Origin of the sequence: Cellulomonas avistercoris (assembly GCF_014836445.1) — a bacterium.
Taxonomy (GTDB): Bacteria; Actinomycetota; Actinomycetes; order Actinomycetales; family Cellulomonadaceae; genus Cellulomonas; species Cellulomonas avistercoris.
Genome location: NZ_JACSQV010000001.1, coordinates 212071 through 226277, shown reverse-complemented (window position 1 = coordinate 226277; position 14207 = coordinate 212071). Strand labels below are relative to the sequence as shown.

The window sequence follows — 14207 nt, the reverse complement described above, 5'->3', positions numbered from 1 at the left end:
CCGCGCGGGCGGAGTCAGCCGAGGGCCGACAGGAGGTGGGCCGTGCGGTCGGTCCGCTCCCACGTGAACTCCGGCAGCTCACGCCCGAAGTGGCCGTAGGCGGCCGTGCGCCGGTACACCGGCCGCAGCAGGTCGAGGTCGCGGATGATCGCGGCGGGTCGCAGGTCGAAGACGTCCGTGATCGCCTGCGTGAGCCGGTCGTCCGACACGGTCCCCGTCCCGAACGTCTCGACGTACAGGCCGACCGGGTGCGCCTTGCCGATCGCGTACGCGACCTGCACCTCGCAACGCCGGGCCAGCCCGGCGGCCACGACGTTCTTGGCGACCCAGCGCATCGCGTACGCGGCCGACCGGTCCACCTTCGACGGGTCCTTGCCGGAGAACGCACCGCCGCCGTGGCGCGCCATGCCGCCGTACGTGTCGACGATGATCTTGCGACCCGTCAGCCCTGCGTCGCCCTGGGGGCCGCCGATGACGAACTGGCCCGTGGGGTTGACGAGCAGGCGGTGGGCCGAGGTGTCGATCCCCGCGTCCGCGAGCACGGGGGCCACGACCAGCTCGGCGACCTGAGCCGCGAGCGTCGACTCCGCCAGGTTCGGCTCGTGCTGCGTGGACAGCACCACCGTGTCGAGCGAGACGGGGGTGTCCCCGTCGTAGCCGACGGTCACCTGGGTCTTGCCGTCGGGCCGCAGGCCCGCCAGCGTGCCGTCCTTGCGCACCTGCGCGAGCCGCTCGGCGAGGCGGTGGGCCAGCCAGATCGGCAGCGGCAGCAGCGTGGGCGTCTCGTCGCTGGCGTACCCGAACATGAGTCCCTGGTCGCCGGCGCCCTGCAGGTCGAGCGGGTCGAGGTCGCGGTCGTCCTGCCGCACCTCGATCGCCTTGTCGACGCCCGCCGCGATGTCGGGCGACTGCTGCCCGATCGACACCGACACGCCGCACGAGTCGCCGTCGAACCCGATGAGCGACGAGGTGTACCCGATCCCCCGGACCACCTCACGGACGATCTGCGGGATCTCGACGTACGCCGACGTCGTCACCTCGCCTGCGACGTGCACGAGACCCGTGGTGACCATGGTCTCCACCGCCACCCGGGCCGTCGGGTCCTGCTCGAGGATGGCGTCGAGGATCGCGTCGGAGATCTGGTCGCAGATCTTGTCGGGGTGCCCCTCCGTCACCGACTCCGAGGTGAACAGGCGGAGGTGCGAGGAGGTCATGCGCGCATGCTAACGGCGTCGCCGGTCTGCGCCGCACGACCGTCCAGGACCGGGACCACGACGTCCCAGATCGCGTGCGAGACCTCGAGCTTGGTGCCCGACGCCGTCGTGACGACGTCACCGGAGCCGTCGACCACGGTGACGTCGTTGGTGGACGTGCCGAAGCCGCGACCGTCACCGACGGGGTTGACGACGAGCAGGTCGGCGCCCTTGCGGACCGCCTTGGCGCGCGCGTGGTCGAGGACCGAGCCCTCGGAGTCCCCGGTCTCGGCGGCGAACCCCACGACAACCTGCCCGCGGCGCGGCGGGTCCGTGACCAGCTCGCGCAGCACGTCCGTCGTCTCGACGAGCGTCAGCGTGGTGCCACCGCCCGACTTCTTGAGCTTGCTGTCCGACGCGGTCGCGGGGCGGTAGTCCGCGATCGCGGCGGCCATGACGACGACGTCGGCGGCGCGTGCGGCGTCCCGGACGGCGCGGCGCAGGTCCTCGCCCGACTCGACGGGCACGACGTCGACGCCGCGGCTCAGCCCCGCGAGCACCTCGGTACCGACGTTGGCGGCCACGAGCGTGACGAGGGCGCCACGCTCGGTCGCGGCCTGCGCGAGGGCGACGCCCTGGCGGCCGGAGGACCGGTTGCCCAGGAACCGCACGGGGTCCAGCGCCTCGCGGGTCCCGCCTGCCGACACCACCACGCGCCGACCCGACAGGTCCGCCGGGCGTGCCGGCGCCAGGAGCGCGAGCGCGGCCGCGGCGATCTCCTCGGGCTCGGGCAGGCGCCCGGGGCCGGAGTCCTGGCCCGTCAGGCGCCCGGATGCGGGCTCCAGCACGTGGACACCGCGCGCACGCAGCGTCGCGACGTTGGCGACCGTCGCGGGGTGGTCCCACATCTCCGTGTGCATCGCGGGCGCCAGCAGCACGGGGCAGCGTGCGACGAGCAGCGTCGCGGTCAGCAGGTCGTCCGCGCGCCCCGCGGCCGCACGGGCCAGCAGGTCGGCCGTGGCCGGCGCGACGACGAGGAGCTCCGCGCCCTTGCCGACGGCGACGTGGGCGACCTGGTCGACGTCCTCGAACACGTCGGTGGTGACGGGTTCACCCGAGAGGGCCTCCCACGTCGCGCGCCCGACGAACTCGAGGGACGAGCGCGTCGGGACGACGCGGACGGCATGGCCCTGCTCGCGCAGGAGCCGCAGCAGCAGGACCGCCTTGTAGGCGGCGATGCCGCCCGCGACGCCGAGGACGATGCGCATGACGGAGGGTCAGTCGCCCTCGACCGGCTCCGACGTGAGGAGGCCGGCGTCGATCTCGCGCATCGCGATCGACAGCGGCTTCTCCTGCGGGCGCGTCTCGACGAGCGGCCCGACGTACTCGAGCAGGCCCTCGTTGAGCTGGGCGTAGTAGGCGTTGATCTGCCGCGCGCGCTTCGAGGAGAAGAGCACGAGCGCGTACTTCGAGTCGGTGCGCTCGAGGAGGCGGTCGATCGGCGGGTCGGTGATGCCCGTGGGGGCGGCAACGGTTCCGGACACGGAGGACTCCCGTCCTGTCGGAGAGTGGTGCGGGTTCGCAGGCGCCGCGGGCGATCGCCCGGGATGATGCTCGGGCGGCGAGCGGCGCAGTCGGCCCCATCGTACCCGGTCGGGCAGGGACGCCCCGCCCCGCAGGTCAGACGACGACGCCCATGAGCCGCACCAGCTCGTCGGTGGCGCGGTGGACGTCGTCGTTCACGACGACGTGGTCGAACTCCGGCTCCGCGGCCAGCTCGACACGCGCGGTGGCGAGCCGGCGCTCGCGCTCCTCCTCGCCCTCGGTCCCCCGGCCGACGAGCCGCCGGACGAGCTCGTCCCAGGACGGCGGGGCGAGGAACACGAACCGCGCGTCCGGCATGGACTCGCGCACCTGGCGCGCGCCCTGCAGGTCGATCTCCAGGAGCGCGGGCTCCCCTGCGGCGAGCCGCTCGAGGACCGGCCCACGGGGCGTGCCGTACCGGTTGCGGCCGTGCACGACCGCCCACTCGAGCAGCTCGCCGCGCGCCACCATCTCGTCGAAGCGCTGGGACGACACGAAGTGGTAGTGCAGACCGTCCACCTCGCCCGGTCGCGGCTCGCGGGTCGTCATCGAGACGGAGAGCCAGACCTGGGGGTACCGGGCGCGGATGTCGGCCGAGACCGTCCCCTTGCCCACGGCTGTCGGTCCGGCGAGCACGGTGAGCCGTGCCGGCGTGGTGGTCATGGGTGGTGCACCGCTCCAGATCAGGGATGGACGTCCGGCGTTTCCCGGACATGAGACGGCGCCCCGGCCGGCTTCGGACGGGGCGCCGTGGGGCTCACGGGACGCTCAGCCGAACCGGTCGACGAGCGCCTTCACCTGGTGCGGGCCGAGGCCACGCACCCGACGCGTCTCCGAGATGCCGATCTCGGACATGATCGCACGGGCCTTGACCTTCCCCACACCGGGAAGGGACTCCAGCAGGGCGGCGACCTTGAGCTTGCCGATCGTCTCGTCCCGCTGTCCCTGCTCGATCACCTCGGACAGGGAACCCTGCGAGTACTTGAGGCGGTTCTTCACCTCGGCACGGGCCTGCCGCGCCGCGGCAGCCTTCTCGAGCGCGGCGGCTCGTTGTTCGGGAGTCAGCGGAGGAAGAGCCACGCGCTTCACCTTCTCGTCACTGGGCCGGAGATCCTTGTCGCCGATGCGCGGGATCTGAAGACGAAACTAGCGACGGGACTGCCGCTCGGCAACGCGGGCGGGTCGCGTGTCGCGCCTGGACCTGCGCCGACGCCGGTCAGACCTGCTCCACGACGCCCTCCGGAGAGCTCTCCGGAGGGCGCTCCGGACGGCGGAGGGCGGGCGCCACGGGCTCGCCCCGGGCCACGGTCCTGACGGGCGCGAGGGCCCGTACGTGGGCGACGGTGCAGGTCGCCAGGCGGGGGTCGCCGTCGACGAGCGCCGCGACCACGTCCTGGAACGCCTTGCGCAGCCCTCGTGCGGTGATGGGCATGCCGACGGCCGCGACCGCTCCGGTCCGCGGGTGGACCGAGGGGTGCGCCCGTACCCAGAGCTGCGGCGGCGGGCTGCCCTGGAGCGTCGCGACCAGCTGCTCGCGTGACGAGAGCCACGTCGTGACGGCATGGCGCGTCGACTCGCCCCACTCGTGCGCCGTCCCTCCCAGCACGAGAGCCGTGCGGTCGGCGGCGAGGTCCGTCACGCACGCCCGCGCCAGGTCGCGCTCGGTCGCACCGGTGTCGGCGAGGGTCAGCGCGTGCGCGCGGAACCGGACCCAGACGTGCCACGAGACGCCGTGGGGACGTCGCCCCTCGGCGCGCGCGAGGAGCAGACGAGCGGGAGCCGTGTCACGCACGACGGGTGGGGTAGCCGGCCGTCGGAGCACGGCGAGCGCGGCGTCCGCGGTGGCCGCGTCGACGAGCCGTGCGTCCGCCGTGAACCGCACCAGCCCGCGCGCGGCGGTCGCGCGCTGCCGCACGGACGCCGCCGACGGCTCCCGCCCGGCGCCCGTCGGCGACACGAGCCACAGGCCCAGCACCTCGCCGCCGAGCACGTGGGACAGCCCCTGCTCCCCCACGACGTCCCGCAGGTTCGTCAGCGCCCAGCGGTAGGCGCGCGCGGTACTCGGGTGGCGGTCCCCCAGCAGCCCGAGGTACCGACCCACCGCCTGTTCCACGGTCGCGTCGCTCGGCACGTCCGCACCCTAGCGACCGGCTCGGACATCGGACGCCGGCGCGACCGGCCCCCGCGCTCTGGGTCGTTCGTTGGTCCCTGCGGGGCCGCCGTTAGGCGGCCCCTGTGGTCAGTTCTCTAGCGCGTTTCGGCGCTAGGTTCCGTTATTGTCTGCCATCGACAGCCACGAAAGCGCCCGCCCGGCGCACCCGACGCCCGATCAGCGCAGGGCTGCGGCCGCCTCGGAGCTCGCGCGGAGCGCCGCCGCACGCAGCGCGTCCACGTCCGGGCCTGCCCGGAGCACTCCCCTGCTGGACGAGGCCAGCACCTGGTGCCGAGCTGCACCGAACACCCGGCTCAGCTCGGCCGCGCCGGCGCCCTGCGCGCCCACCCCGGGCGCCAGCAGCGGGCCGTTGACGCGCGTCAGGTCGACGCCCGCACGCACCGCGGCGTCGCCCACCGTCGCACCGACCACCAGCCCGACCGAACCGAGCGGCACCGCCCCGGCGTTGATCTCGGCGGCTCGTGCGGCCATCGTCGCCGCGACGCTCACGCCCTCCGGCGTCCGCGCGTGCTGCACCTCGTGCCCCTCCTTGTTGGAGGTGAGGCACAGCACGAACAGCCCGCGGCCCGTCGCCAGCGCGAGGTCGACGGCCGGGTCGAGGGAGCCGAACCCGAGGTAGGGCGAGACGGTCAGCGCGTCACCGGCGAGCGGCGAGCCGTCCCGCAGGAACGCGTCGGCGTAGGCGCCCATGGTGGAGCCGATGTCACCCCGCTTGGCGTCCACCACGACGAGCGTCCCGGTCTGGCGGCCGACCGCGACGACCTCCTCGAGCACCGCGACACCCGCGGAGCCGTGCCGCTCGAAGAAGGCCGCCTGCGGCTTGACCGCCGCGACCCGGCCCGCGACGGCCTCCAGGACCCGCAGCGCGAACTCGCGCACGCCCGTCGCGTCGTCGGGCAGGCCCCATTCGGCGAGGAGCGACGAGTGGGGGTCGATCCCGACGCACAGGGGCCCGTGCGCGTCCATGGCCGCCGCGAGGCGCGCGCCGAACGGCGCGCCCGTCACGCGACCACCGCCGCGTCCCGGGCCGCCCGCCGCGCCGCGGCCGCGGCGTCGTGCTCCTGCAGGCTCGTGACCGTGAACGGACCCGCCTGCCGGGCCTCGATCGCCTGCACGGCGGCACCGAGCTGCTGGACCGTCGTGACGATCGCCTTGTCGGCCGCGGTGGTGGCGGCACGGATCTCGTAGCCGTCGGCCCGAGCGCCCTGCCCCGACGGGGTGTTGACGACCATGTCGATCTCGCCGGCGGAGATGAGGTCGACGATCGTCGGCTCACCGTCCGGGCCGCGACCGGCCGAGTGCTTGCGCACGATGCGCGCGACGATGCCGCTGCGTCGCAGCACGGCCGACGTCCCTTCCGTCGCCAGGACCTCGAACCCGAGCTCGACGAGGCGCTTCACCGGGAAGACGATCGAGCGCTTGTCACGGTCGGCCACCGAGATGAACACGCGGCCACCGGTCGGCAGCCCGCCGAACGCCGCGGCCTGCGACTTGGCGAACGCGGTCGGGAAGTCCACGTCGAAGCCCATGACCTCGCCCGTCGACCGCATCTCCGGGCCGAGCACGGTGTCGACGACGGTCCCGTCGGCCGTGCGGAACCGCTTGAACGGCAGCACGGCCTCCTTGACCGCGATCGGCGCGTCGAGGTCGACGACGCTCGCGTCGGTCGCGGGCAGGACACCCTGCTCGCGCAGCTGCGCGATCGTCCGGCCCGTCATGACCAGCGCCGCGGCCTTGGCGAGCGAGACGCCTGTGGCCTTGGAGACGAACGGAGCCGTGCGCGACGCGCGCGGGTTGGCCTCCAGCACGTAGAGCACGTCGGACACGAGCGCGAACTGGATGTTGAGGAGCCCGCGCACCCCGACCCCCCGCGCGATCGCCTCGGTGGAGTCGCGGATCCGGCCGAGCTCCGACACCGACAGGGTGACGGGAGGCAGCACGCAGGCCGAGTCGCCGGAGTGCACGCCGGCCTCCTCGATGTGCTCCATCACGCCGCCGAGGTACAGCTCGGTGCCGTCGTAGAGCGCGTCGACGTCGATCTCGATCGCGTCGTCGAGGAACCGGTCGATGAGCAGCGGCGGCAGGCTCCCGCCGCGGTCGCCGCCCAGCTGCTCGGCGATCGCGCGATCGACGTACTCGGTCAGCTGCGCCTCGTCGTAGACGATCTCCATGCCGCGTCCGCCGAGCACGTACGACGGGCGCACGAGGACCGGGAAGCCGATCCGGCGGGCCGTCTCACGCGCGGCCTCGAGGTTGGTCGCCGTGCCGAACGCGGGTGCGGGCAGGCCCGCGGCGGCGAGGACCGCGCCGAACTCGCCGCGGTCCTCCGCGGCGTCGATCGCCTCGGGCTGCGTGCCCAGGATGGGCAGCCCGGCGTCGGACAGCCGCTGCGCGAGCGACAGCGGGGTCTGACCGCCGAGCGTCACGATGAGCCCCGCGACCGGACCGGCCGCGAGCTCGGCCTCGTAGACCTCGAGGACGTCCTCGAAGGTCAGCGGCTCGAAGTAGAGGCGGTCGGCCGTGTCGTAGTCCGTCGAGACGGTCTCCGGGTTGCAGTTGACCATCACCGTCTCGTACTCGCCCTTGAGGGCCAGCGCGGCGTGCACGCACGAGTAGTCGAACTCGATGCCCTGACCGATGCGGTTCGGTCCCGAGCCCAGGATGAGCACGGCGGGGCGGTCGCGGGGCCGCACCTCGGTCTCCTCGTCGTACGACGAGTAGTGGTACGGCGTGCGGGCCTCGAACTCCGCCGCGCACGTGTCGACCGTCTTGTAGACGGGCCGTACGCCCAGCGCCCAGCGCGTGCGTCGCACCGCGTCCTCGCTGGTCTGCCGCAGCGACGCGACCTGCGTGTCCGACAGCCCGTGCCGCTTGGCGTGCACGAGCACGTCGGTCGTCAGCGCCGGCGCGTCGGCCGTGGCCCGCGCGACCTCGTTGACGAGCTGCACCTGGTCCAGGAACCACGGGTCGATGCCGGTGCGGGCGTACACGTCGTCCACGGACACCCCTGCGCGCAGCACCTGCTGCACGTCGACGAGCCGGTGCTCGGTGGGCCGCGAGATCGTCGCGACGAGGGCCTCGAGCTCCTCGCCCGTGGCCGGCTCGCCGTCCCAGTGGAACGTGGAGCCGCTCTTGTCGAGCGACCGCATCGCCTTGCCGAGCGCCTCGGTGAAGTTGCGGCCCATCGCCATGGCCTCGCCCACGGACTTCATGGTCGTGGTGAGCGTGTCGTCCGCGGCGGGGAACTTCTCGAACGCGAAGCGCGGGACCTTGACGACGACGTAGTCGAGCGTCGGCTCGAACGACGCGGGCGTCGAGCGCGTGATGTCGTTGGGGATCTCGTCCAGCGTGTAGCCGATCGCGAGCTTCGCGGCGATCTTGGCGATCGGGAAGCCCGTCGCCTTCGACGCGAGCGCGGAGGACCGCGACACGCGCGGGTTCATCTCGATGACGATGACGCGCCCGGTGTCGGGGTGCACCGCGAACTGGATGTTGCAGCCGCCGGTGTCGACGCCGACCTCGCGGATGACCGCGATGCTGATGTCGCGCAGCCGCTGGTACTCGCGGTCGGTGAGCGTGAGCGCCGGCGCGACCGTCACCGAGTCGCCGGTGTGCACGCCCACGGGGTCGACGTTCTCGATCGAGCAGACGACCACGACGTTGTCGTGCTTGTCGCGCATGAGCTCGAGCTCGTACTCCTTCCAGCCGAGGATCGACTCCTCCAGGAGCACCTCGGTGGTCGGCGAGTAGTGCAGGCCCTGCCCGACGATCCGGCGCAGGTCCGCCTCGTCGTACGCGAGGCCGGAGCCCAGACCGCCCATGGTGAACGACGGCCGCACGACCATCGGGTACCCGAGGTCCTCGGCCGCGACGAGCGCCTCGTCGACCGTGTGGATGATGACCGAGCGCGCGGACTCGCCGCCCGCGATCGCCACGACCTCCTTGAACGCCTGGCGGTCCTCACCCTTCTGGATCGCCGCGATGTTCGCGCCGATGAGCTCGACGTCGTACTTCTCCAGCACGCCCGCCTCGTCGAGCGCGATCGCCGCGTTGAGCGCGGTCTGGCCGCCCAGGGTCGGCAGGAGCGCGTCGGGGCGCTCCTTGGCGATGATCGACGTCAGGACCTCGGTGGTGATCGGCTCGACGTACGTGGCGTCGGCGAACTCCGGGTCGGTCATGATCGTGGCGGGGTTGGAGTTGACGAGGACGACCCGCAGGCCCTCCTCCTTCAGCACGCGGCACGCCTGCGTGCCGGAGTAGTCGAACTCGCAGGCCTGCCCGATGACGATCGGGCCGGAGCCGATGACGAGGACGGACTTCAGGTCGTCGCGACGCGGCATCAGGCGGCGCCCTTTCCGGTGGTGGCGGCGTCCGCGGCCGAGCCGGTGCCGTCGCGGTGCGTGGTCATGAGGTCGAGGAAGCGGTCGAACAGGTAGGCGGCGTCGTGCGGTCCGGCGGCCGCCTCCGGGTGGTACTGCACGGAGAACGCGGGCAGGTCGAGCGCCTCGAGGCCCTCGACGACGTCGTCGTTGAGGTCGACGTGCGACACCCGCACGCGCCCGTAGCGTCCGCCGTCGAAGGGTGCGGCCGTCTCACCGTCCAGCGGGGCGTCCACGGCGAAGCCGTGGTTGTGGGCCGTGATCTCCACCTTGCCGGTCGTGCGGTCGACGACGGGCTGGTTCACGCCGCGGTGCCCGTAGCGCAGCTTGTACGTGCCGAAGCCGAGCGCGCGGCCGAAGAGCTGGTTGCCGTAGCAGATGCCGAAGAACGGGATCCGCCGGTCCAGCACGCCGCGCAGCACGTCGATCTCGTGGCGCGCCGCCGACGGGTCGCCGGGTCCGTTCGAGAAGAACACGCCGTCCGGCTGCACCGCGAGCACGTCCTCGATCGACGACGTCGCGGGGAGCACGTGCACCTCGACGCCGCGCTCCGCCAGACGCTGCGGCGTCATCGACTTGATGCCGAGGTCGACCGCCGCGACGCGCGCGCGGGGGGCGTCCAGAGGAGCGCCGTCCGCGTCCAGGGCGCGCACGACGTACGACTCGTCGACGCTGACCTCCCCCGCCAGGTCGGCCCCGGCCATCTGCGGCGCGGCCAGCACCTCGTCGACCAGCTCGTCCACAGGGCGTCGCTCACCCTCGGGACGCACGAGCGCGTCGCCCGAGAAGATGCCGGCGCGCATGACCCCGCGCTCGCGCAGGTGCCGCGTGAGCGCGCGGGTGTCGACGTCGCTGATGCCGACGACCCCCTGCGCGACGAGGTCCTCGTCGAGGGACCGACGCGCACGCCAGCTCGACGAGCGCCGCGCGGGGTCGCGCACGACGTAGCCCGCCACCCAGATGCGGGAGGACTCGGGGTCCTCGTCGTTCACACCCGTGTTGCCGATGTGGGGCGCCGTCATCACGACGATCTGCCGGTGGTACGACGGGTCCGTCAGGGTCTCCTGGTAGCCCGTCATGCCGGTGTTGAAGACGATCTCGCCGACGGTCCGTCCGGTGGCCCCGTAGGCCCGCCCGGCGAACGTGCGGCCGTCCTCGAGGACGAGGATCGCGTCGCTCATGCCTGCTCCTCCTGCGCCGCGGGCGGCGCCGTGTCGGTGTCGGTGGGCGCTGCCAGGGTGCGCGCGGCGGCGAGCAGCGCGGGGCGTGCGTCGTCGTGGCGCACCTGCAGCGCGGTGTCGATGGCGGTGCCCGTCGTGGCGTCGGGCACCCAGGTGAGGACGACGAGCTCGTCGCGGCCGACGAACTTGCCGGCCTGCCCGCTCGTCGTGCCGACGGCGCGCAGCGCACCGGCGGGGACCCAGACGTCGCGCGCGCCCGTGCGGGCGACGAGCACGCCGTCCGCGTGGACCCGCACGCGTGCCGGGCTGCGCACGCCCAGGTCGTGGGCCACGACGCGGTCGAGCCAGTCGCCCGAGCGCGTCGAGGAGACGTAGACCGCCTCGACGTCGTCCGTGAGCGGGGCGCCGAGCGTGCCGGGCACGTCGGGCAGGCTCGGCACGAGGGCCGAGGTCCGCCGTCCGCGCGCCTGCCAGCCGTGCCACATGCCCCACAGGCCCAGCAGCGCGAGCGCGGCCAGGACCGTGACGGAGAGCCAGACGGGCATCAGACGTGCACCCCCCGCTCGACGGGTGCGCCGTCGAGCACGGTCGCGCGCCCGCGCAGGAACGTGGCGACCACGCGGCCGGGCAGCTCGCGGCCTGCGAACGGGGAGTTGACGCTGGCGGTCGCCTGCTCCTCCGGGACGACGACGCGACGCGCGGCCGGGTCGACGAGCGTGAGGTTGGCGGGCTCGCCGACCGCGACCGGCCGGCCGTGGCCGGCCACGCGCCCGATGCGTGCGGGCGCGGTCGACATGACCCGTGCGACGTCCGCCCAGGTCAGCCGGCCGGTGTCGACCATGGTCGCCTGCACGACGGACAGCGCCGTCTCCAGGCCCGTCATGCCGAAGGCGGCCGCGCCCCACTCGCAGTCCTTGTCCTCCCGCGCGTGCGGTGCGTGGTCGGTGCCCACGGTGTCGATCGTGCCGTCGGCCAGCCCCTCGCGGACCGCCTCGACGTCGGCGGCCGTGCGCAGCGGCGGGTTCACCTTGAAGCGCGGGTCGTAGCCGCGCACGAGGTCGTCGGTGAGCATGAGGTGGTGCGGCGTCACCTCGGCCGTCACGTCGATGCCCCGCGCCTTGGCCCACCGCACGATCTCGACCGAGCCCGCGGTGGACAGGTGCAGCACGTGCAGGCGGGACCCGACGTGCTCCGCGAGCAGGACGTCGCGCGCGACGATCGCCTCCTCCGCCACGGCGGGCCAGCCCGTCAGGCCCAGCTCGGCGGAGATCACGCCCTCGTGCATCTGCGCGCCCTCCGTGAGCCGCGGCTCCTGGGCGTGCTGCGCGACGACCCCGTCGAACGCCTTGACGTACTCCAGCGCGCGGCGCATCACGACGGGGTCGTGCACGCACTTGCCGTCGTCCGAGAAGACGCGCACCGCCGCGGCGGACCGCGCCATCGCCGACAGCTCCGCGAGGCGCTCCCCCGCCAGCCCCACGGTCACCGCGCCGACCGGGTGCACGTCGCACCAGCCCGCGTCGCGACCCAGGCGCCAGACCTGCTCGACGACGCCCGCGGTGTCCTGCGTGGGCGTCGTGTTCGCCATCGCGTGCACGGCCGTGAACCCGCCGAGCGCGGCCGCGCGGGTCCCGGACTCGACGGTCTCGGCGTCCTCGCGGCCCGGCTCGCGCAGGTGCGTGTGGAGGTCGACCAGCCCGGGGAGCAGGACGAGGCCGGCGGCGTCGACGACGACGTCCGCGCCACCCGTCCGCGCGTCCGCGCCGCCCCGTCGCGCGTCCGCGCCCATCGCGGCCACCACGCCGTCGGCGATCAGCATGTCGGTCGGGTCCCCGCCCAGCGGCCGGGCCCCGGTCAGCAGATACGTCGTCACGCGTGCGTCCTCGTCTCGTCCGTGCGCATCTCCGTGCGCTCCTGCCCCTCCGCCGCCGGCGTACCCGCCGCGTCGTCACGTCCGCGTGCCGGCTCGCCGCCCGCCAGCAGCAGGTACAGCACCGCCATGCGCACCGCGACACCGTTGGCGACCTGCTCGACGATCACGGCGCGCGGCGAGTCGGCCGCGTCCGCCGAGATCTCCAGGCCACGGTTCATCGGACCGGGGTGCAGCACGACGGCGTGGTCGGGCAGCACGGCCAGCCGCCGGGCGTCCAGACCGTAGCCCCGCGAGTACTCGAGCGGGCTGGGGAAGAACCCGCCGCCCGCGCTCGACATCCGCTCGCGCTGCACCCGCAGCATCATCACGGCGTCGGGACCGGTCGCGAGCACCTCGTCGAGGTCGTACGACACCTCCGCGGGCCAGGCGTGCACGCCGACGGGCACGAGCGTCGGGGGCGCCACGAGGGTGACGCGCGCGCCGAGCGTGCGCAGCAGCTGGACGTTGGACCGCGCCACGCGGCTGTGCAGCACGTCACCCACGATCGCGACGTGCACGCCGGCGAGGTCACGACCCGTCGCGTCCGCCCGACCGCCGTCGCCCACGAGGTGGCGGCGCAGCGTGTAGGCGTCGAGCAGCGCCTGGGTCGGGTGCTGGTGCATGCCGTCACCGGCGTTGACGACGGCCCCGCGGGTCCAGCCCCCGTGCGCGAGCGTGTGCGGCGCGCCGGAGGCCGGGTGCCGGATCACCACCGCGTCCGCACCCATCGCCTGCAGCGTCAGGGCGGTGTCCTTGAGCGACTCGCCCTTGGAGACGCTCGACCCCTTGGCGGAGAAGTTGATGACGTCGGCCGACAGGCGCTTGGCGGCGGTCTCGAACGAGATGCGGGTGCGCGTCGAGTCCTCGAAGAAGAGGTTGACGACGGTGCGGCCGCGCAGCGTCGGGAGCTTCTTGATCTCGCGGGCCTGCGTCGCGGCCATCTGGGCCGCCGTGTCGAGCACGCGGACGGCCTCGGTGAGGTCGAGGTCCGCCGCGGAGAGCAGGTGCCTCATCGCACGCCCCCCTCGATGACCACGCGGTCCTCGCCGTCGGTCTCGGACAGCAGGACCCGGACACGCTCGGCCGACGCGGTGGGCAGGTTCTTGCCGACGTAGTCGGCGCGGATGGGGAGCTCGCGGTGCCCCCGGTCGACGAGGACGGCGAGCTGCACGGCGCGGGGCCGGCCGAGGTCGCTGATGGCGTCGAGCGCGGCGCGGATCGTGCGCCCCGAGTACAGGACGTCGTCCACGAGCACGACGACCCGCCCGTCGATGCCGTCGCCGGGGACGTACGTCTCGCCGATCGTGCGGGTCGGCTGGTGCGCCAGGTCGTCGCGGTGCATCGTCACGTCGAGGCTGCCGACGAGGTCCGCGGCCGGCACGTTCTCGACCTGCTCCAGCCGCTGCGCGAGGCGGCGGGCGAGCGGGAGGCCGCGCGTGGGGATGCCCAGCAGGACGACGTCGTCGACGCCCTTGTTGCGCTCCACCACCTCGTGCGCGATGCGGGTCAGCGCGCGGGCGATGTCGTCGGCACCGAGGACGGTGGTGCCGGGCGCCGCGTGCGCGGGGTCAGACCCCCCGGACGTGGACGTGGGCGTGCCAGTGCTCATGCGTGCGACTCCTTCCCCGCCTCACAGGACGGGCTTAAAGGGAGATTGCTCACCGCCCACCCTACCGTCGCCCGTGGCATCGCCCCCGCACGGCGCGACGTGACGCGCGGCACGCCCGGGGTGCGGCCGGACGGGCGGGTGGGCGTCACCCGGTTGCCGTTCATGCCGGGCCCGAC

The 14207-nt window shown here is 73.8% G+C and carries 13 protein-coding genes; all 13 read right to left on the bottom strand.

Annotated features, from left to right (window positions below):
* Positions 1–14 precede the first annotated feature (14 nt).
* The 13 genes from metK to pyrR all read right to left on the bottom strand — a co-directional run bounded on the left by metK (position 15) and on the right by pyrR (position 14031).
* Positions 15–1214: a methionine adenosyltransferase gene (gene metK, locus H9657_RS01045; RefSeq protein WP_191779453.1), complete on the bottom strand. Its 1200-nt coding sequence runs from the start codon at positions 1212–1214 to the stop codon at positions 15–17.
* Complete coding sequence (gene coaBC, locus H9657_RS01040; protein ID WP_191779451.1) at positions 1211–2461, bottom strand: bifunctional phosphopantothenoylcysteine decarboxylase/phosphopantothenate--cysteine ligase CoaBC; 1251 nt, start codon at positions 2459–2461, stop codon at positions 1211–1213. The genes metK and coaBC overlap by 4 nt, the downstream gene beginning before the upstream one ends.
* Before the next feature lie 9 nt (positions 2462–2470).
* The gene (gene rpoZ / locus H9657_RS01035; protein WP_191779449.1) at positions 2471–2737 is read right to left on the bottom strand and encodes a DNA-directed RNA polymerase subunit omega; all 267 of its coding nucleotides are present in this window, start codon (positions 2735–2737) and stop codon (positions 2471–2473) included.
* A gap of 136 nt (positions 2738–2873) precedes the next feature.
* On the bottom strand, positions 2874–3440 hold the full coding sequence (gene gmk, locus H9657_RS01030) for a guanylate kinase (protein ID WP_191779447.1): 567 nt from the start codon (positions 3438–3440) through the stop codon (positions 2874–2876).
* Positions 3441–3545: 105 nt separating this feature from the next.
* Positions 3546–3857 (bottom strand): integration host factor, actinobacterial type, encoded by a 312-nt coding sequence (gene mihF, locus H9657_RS01025; RefSeq protein ID WP_191779445.1) that lies wholly within the window; start codon positions 3855–3857, stop codon positions 3546–3548.
* Positions 3858–3993: 136 nt separating this feature from the next.
* Positions 3994–4908, bottom strand: a complete 915-nt coding sequence (locus H9657_RS01020; protein WP_191779444.1) for a hypothetical protein — start codon at positions 4906–4908, stop codon at positions 3994–3996.
* A 198-nt stretch (positions 4909–5106) separates the two neighbouring features.
* Entirely contained in the window at positions 5107–5955 is an 849-nt protein-coding gene (pyrF, locus tag H9657_RS01015; protein WP_191779442.1) for an orotidine-5'-phosphate decarboxylase, read from the bottom strand.
* Positions 5952–9290 (bottom strand): carbamoyl-phosphate synthase large subunit, encoded by a 3339-nt coding sequence (gene carB / locus H9657_RS01010; protein ID WP_191779440.1) that lies wholly within the window; start codon positions 9288–9290, stop codon positions 5952–5954. The genes pyrF and carB overlap by 4 nt, the downstream gene beginning before the upstream one ends.
* A complete protein-coding gene (gene carA, locus H9657_RS01005; protein ID WP_191779438.1) occupies positions 9290–10510 on the bottom strand; it encodes a glutamine-hydrolyzing carbamoyl-phosphate synthase small subunit in 1221 nt (406 codons plus the stop codon). Before carA ends, carB begins: the two co-directional genes overlap by 1 nt.
* A complete protein-coding gene (locus tag H9657_RS01000) occupies positions 10507–11055 on the bottom strand; it encodes a PH-like domain-containing protein (RefSeq protein WP_191779436.1) in 549 nt (182 codons plus the stop codon). Before H9657_RS01000 ends, carA begins: the two co-directional genes overlap by 4 nt.
* Complete coding sequence (locus tag H9657_RS00995) at positions 11055–12383, bottom strand: dihydroorotase (protein ID WP_191779434.1); 1329 nt, start codon at positions 12381–12383, stop codon at positions 11055–11057. Before H9657_RS00995 ends, H9657_RS01000 begins: the two co-directional genes overlap by 1 nt.
* Positions 12380–13435, bottom strand: coding sequence for an aspartate carbamoyltransferase catalytic subunit (locus H9657_RS00990; RefSeq protein WP_191779432.1), 1056 nt, complete (start codon positions 13433–13435; stop codon positions 12380–12382). Before H9657_RS00990 ends, H9657_RS00995 begins: the two co-directional genes overlap by 4 nt.
* Complete coding sequence (pyrR, locus tag H9657_RS00985; RefSeq protein WP_191779429.1) at positions 13432–14031, bottom strand: bifunctional pyr operon transcriptional regulator/uracil phosphoribosyltransferase PyrR; 600 nt, start codon at positions 14029–14031, stop codon at positions 13432–13434. Before pyrR ends, H9657_RS00990 begins: the two co-directional genes overlap by 4 nt.
* Positions 14032–14207: the final 176 nt, after the last annotated feature.

Bases quoted from the DNA above. Each gene is read 5' to 3' on its own strand.
- metK (WP_191779453.1), bottom strand. From the start codon at position 1,214: ATGACCTCCTCGCACCTCCGCCTGTTCACCTCGGAGTCGGTGACGGAG.
- carB (WP_191779440.1), bottom strand. From the start codon at position 9,290: ATGCCGCGTCGCGACGACCTGAAGTCCGTCCTCGTCATCGGCTCCGGC.
- H9657_RS00990 (WP_191779432.1), bottom strand. From the start codon at position 13,435: ATGAGGCACCTGCTCTCCGCGGCGGACCTCGACCTCACCGAGGCCGTC.
- gmk (WP_191779447.1), bottom strand. From the start codon at position 3,440: ATGACCACCACGCCGGCACGGCTCACCGTGCTCGCCGGACCGACAGCC.
- coaBC (WP_191779451.1), bottom strand. From the start codon at position 2,461: ATGCGCATCGTCCTCGGCGTCGCGGGCGGCATCGCCGCCTACAAGGCG.
- carA (WP_191779438.1), bottom strand. From the start codon at position 10,510: ATGAGCGACGCGATCCTCGTCCTCGAGGACGGCCGCACGTTCGCCGGG.
- H9657_RS01000 (WP_191779436.1), bottom strand. From the start codon at position 11,055: ATGCCCGTCTGGCTCTCCGTCACGGTCCTGGCCGCGCTCGCGCTGCTG.
- pyrR (WP_191779429.1), bottom strand. From the start codon at position 14,031: ATGAGCACTGGCACGCCCACGTCCACGTCCGGGGGGTCTGACCCCGCG.